Origin of the sequence: Nocardia sp. NPDC024068 (assembly GCF_040638875.1) — a bacterium.
In the GTDB taxonomy this organism is placed as follows: domain Bacteria; phylum Actinomycetota; class Actinomycetes; order Mycobacteriales; family Mycobacteriaceae; genus Nocardia.
This window is the reverse complement of the sequence record NZ_JBEZYU010000124.1, coordinates 1-1,898: the sequence shown is the minus strand read 5'-3', so window position 1 is coordinate 1,898 and position 1,898 is coordinate 1. Positions and strand designations below refer to the sequence as shown.

General features: G+C 68.1%; 2 protein-coding genes. Both read right to left on the bottom strand.

Going from position 1 to position 1,898, the window contains the following annotated elements; genetic code table 11:
• Positions 1-305 precede the first annotated feature (305 nt).
• Positions 306-746, bottom strand: a complete 441-nt coding sequence (locus AB0F41_RS31535) for a thioredoxin family protein (protein ID WP_357430248.1) — start codon at positions 744-746, stop codon at positions 306-308.
• A complete protein-coding gene (locus AB0F41_RS31530) occupies positions 743-1,552 on the bottom strand; it encodes an LmeA family phospholipid-binding protein (RefSeq protein WP_357430246.1) in 810 nt (269 codons plus the stop codon). The genes AB0F41_RS31535 and AB0F41_RS31530 overlap by 4 nt, the downstream gene beginning before the upstream one ends.
• Between the last annotated feature and the right edge of the window lie 346 nt (positions 1,553-1,898).

Sequence of the window (1,898 nt, the reverse complement as noted above, 5' to 3'; positions counted from 1 at the left end):
GGAGCGCAGCGACTGACCGGCGGGAGTGAAGAACCGGGTTAATAGGGCCCCACCCTCGAGCGGCGGAGCCGCTCCAAAATCACAGCCCGACCCTTAGCGGATGGGTCGATCCGAACCCCCTCTTCGCGGTGGGGCCGCTTCAACCCACCTCCCAACCCTTAGCGGGGGCCGTTCCGAACCCCCTCTTGGCGGTGGGGCCGCTTCAACCCACCTCCCCGCCCCCCTCGCGGGGGTCGATCCGAACTCCCCTTCGCGGAGGGTCGCTTCAACCCACCTCCCACCCTTCGCGAAGGGTCCGCCTCCAATCACACCGTCAAGGGGGTGAGGGCGCTGCGGAGGTCGGTGGTTTTGGGTACACCCGAGATCCGGAAGCGTTCGCGGCCCTCGGCGTCGAAGACGAAGGTCGTCGGCAGGGAGAGGACGTTGAGGGCTCGGGCCAGTGCGGGGTCGGCGTCGATATCGATTTCGATATCGCGGGGCGGTTGCGGTGAATCCGCCAGGCCGGAGGTGGCGTCGGCGACCACCCGGCGCACCGCCGCGCACGGGCCGCACCAGTCGGCGGAGAAGTGCAGTACCGCGGGGCCCGAACCGGTCACCCCGGCGGCGACCAGCAGTTCGTCGCGTTCGCCGCTGTCACGATCGAGATCCGCGGGGGCCGAGCGCGCCGTACCCTCCCGGTGCCGCAGGTAGAGCCCTACAGCCAGGCCTACCAGCAGCATTACCGCCAGGATGGTGATCTCGATCATGGTCGCCGCAATCTGTTCAGGTCGATCGTTACGTCTTTGCCTCGGCCCTCCACCACGATGTGTCCGCCCAGGGCGGTGACCTCGGTCGGACGGATACCGAAGGGGAGCTCCTTGGTATCGATCGTACGGGTGAACATCGCCAGGACGGCCGGGACGTCGGACTCGGCGACCACCGGTTCCGAGGGCACCGGTGAGATCTCCTCGGTGTACAGACCGCTGGCCACGATCCGGACCTGATCACCCTCGAGCGACAGATCCGCCGCGACACTCACCCGTTCGCCGGTGAAACTCGCGCCCTGCTGTCCGCTGGGCGCCGCGGGCAGCGTCCCGGTCAGGACCAGGGCGCCAGCGGTTGTCATACCGGATCCGCCGGATCCGCCGGTCCCGTCGGATTTGTCGGCGGGGCGCGAATGCACCTCGAGGTCGGGGATGCCGAACAGCCGCCCGAGTTCGGTGGGCGCGACCCGCATCCGGACGTCCACCTGCTCCACCGGGACGCTGCGCACCCGGCCGTCGACCAGATCACTGAGCGGCAGTTGCATTCCGCGCAGGGTCGCTTCCAGGCCGATCTCGCCGGGGATATCCGGCCGGACGCTGTCGGCTTTGATCTCGATGTTCTCGTAGCTGCCGTCGAGTGCCTGCCGTAGGAACGGGAAGCCGTGGAAGGTGACCTCCGGGTCCGCGCTCAGCTCGGCCCCGACCCGAAGTGATCGGGATACGCGGTACTCCGAATATGCGGCGGCGCCGAAGTCGACGACTACTGCCAGCCCGGCCAGGCACAGCAGTCCGATGATCAGCTTCCGCATGGTCTGCACCCTAGTAGACGGTCGGCGCGCGCCTCGCACAGCTGGCAGCCAGCGGGCACGTACCCGGACGCGGTGTGCGCTATCCATGAGTTGCGGCCTCGAGCACTTAGACGATCGCGGAACCTTCTCAGGTGTTTGAGCGGGCTTGCTTGTGAAGGTGGGGGAGGTGGCCTTGCTTGTGAAGGTGGGGGTGGGTGGCGTTGCTCGCGAAGGTGGGGCAGGTGGCCTTGCTCGTGAAGGTGCTGTGTTTTTTGGCGCGCTGGCGCGCGCGGGGTTCGGCCCCCGAAGCGTCTGCTGTCAGCCCTCGAGACTCGCGGCTGCGCCGCCTCGCTTCGAGGGCTGACAG

Bases quoted from the DNA above. Each gene is read 5' to 3' on its own strand.
- AB0F41_RS31530 (WP_357430246.1), bottom strand. From the start codon at position 1,552: ATGCGGAAGCTGATCATCGGACTGCTGTGCCTGGCCGGGCTGGCAGTA.
- AB0F41_RS31535 (WP_357430248.1), bottom strand. From the start codon at position 746: ATGATCGAGATCACCATCCTGGCGGTAATGCTGCTGGTAGGCCTGGCT.